Source organism: Streptococcus sp. DD10, assembly GCF_001578805.1.
Classification (GTDB): domain Bacteria; phylum Bacillota; class Bacilli; order Lactobacillales; family Streptococcaceae; genus Streptococcus.
The window spans coordinates 349,378-350,810 of the sequence record NZ_KQ969157.1 but is presented as its reverse complement, the minus strand read 5'-3'; the positions used below and the strand labels follow the sequence as shown (position 1 = coordinate 350,810).

The window sequence follows — 1,433 nt, the reverse complement described above, 5'->3', positions numbered from 1 at the left end:
TTGTCCAAATGTACATTTGAAAAATTTTTAGTTTTCACTTAAATAAAGTACATTTTCACCTGAATTGAGAGTAATAAAAAATTCCAGTGTTCACTTAAATAAAGTACATAATTGAGTATAATTGGCTTAAAAAAATTTTTATTTACTTTAATTAAAATAAATTTTTAGTTATCTTGCTTTTTTCTAGAATTCATCAAACACTTATAACATATTTCCGAAAAACTATAATTTTCTTGAAAAATATATGAGACTATGCTATACTACTATTAGATACTTTTACTGGAGAAAACTTATGAAACGAGAAATTTTATTAGAACGTATCGACAAACTCAAACAACTGATGCCCTGGTATGTCTTGGAATACTATCAATCTAAGCTAGCAGTTCCTTATAGTTTTACAACCTTGTACGAATACCTAAAAGAATACGACCGATTTTTTACCTGGGTTTTGGAGTCTGGGATTTCAAATGCTGATAAGATGGCCAATATCCCCTTGTCTATATTAGAAAATATGACTAAAAAAGACATGGAATCCTTTATTTTGTATCTGCGCGAGCGTCCCTTACTTAATGCCAATACGACAAAAAACGGTGTTTCTCAAACAACTATTAATAGGACCTTGTCAGCACTTTCGAGTCTTTATAAGTATCTGACCGAGGAGGTTGAAAATGAACAGGGCGAGCCTTATTTTTACCGAAATGTTATGAAGAAAGTTTCAACTAAGAAAAAGAAAGAAACACTTGCTGCCAGAGCTGAAAACATCAAGCAAAAACTCTTTCTTGGTGATGAAACAGAAGGTTTTTTAACTTACATTGATCAAGAATATCCTCAAAATCTCTCCAATCGTGCCCTTTCTTCTTTTAATAAAAATAAAGAACGTGATTTGGCTTTAATTGCTCTTCTCTTGGCATCTGGTGTGCGTTTATCCGAAGCAGTCAACCTAGATCTCAGGGATCTTAATCTCAAGATGATGGTTATTGATGTGACTCGTAAGGGTGGAAAACGCGACTCGGTTAATGTTGCTGCTTTTGCAAAACCTTATTTGGAAAATTATCTAGCTATCCGCAATCAACGTTATCAGACGGAAAAAACAGATACCGCCCTCTTTTTGACTCTCTACCGAGGCGTTCCCAATCGTATCGACGCCTCCAGTGTTGAAAAAATGGTAGCCAAGTATTCTGAAGACTTCAAAGTTCGTGTGACCCCCCACAAACTCCGACACACACTTGCAACACGTCTCTATGATGCGACGAAATCACAGGTTTTAGTCAGTCATCAACTAGGACATGCTAGCACGCAGGTCACAGACCTCTATACCCATATCGTTAACGATGAACAGAAAAACGCTTTAGACAATTTATAATTATTACATAATATAATTTATGTTATAAAAAGAAGTTGATGAATCAACTTCTTTTATATAGGGCATCAAT

The 1,433-nt window shown here is 34.5% G+C and carries 1 protein-coding gene; it reads left to right on the top strand.

What is annotated here, in order from left to right; translation table 11 throughout:
- Window positions 1-292: 292 nt before the first annotated feature.
- Complete coding sequence (xerS, locus tag STRDD10_RS01525) at window positions 293-1,363, top strand: tyrosine recombinase XerS (protein WP_067192554.1); 1,071 nt, start codon at window positions 293-295, stop codon at window positions 1,361-1,363.
- Window positions 1,364-1,433 lie beyond the last annotated feature (70 nt).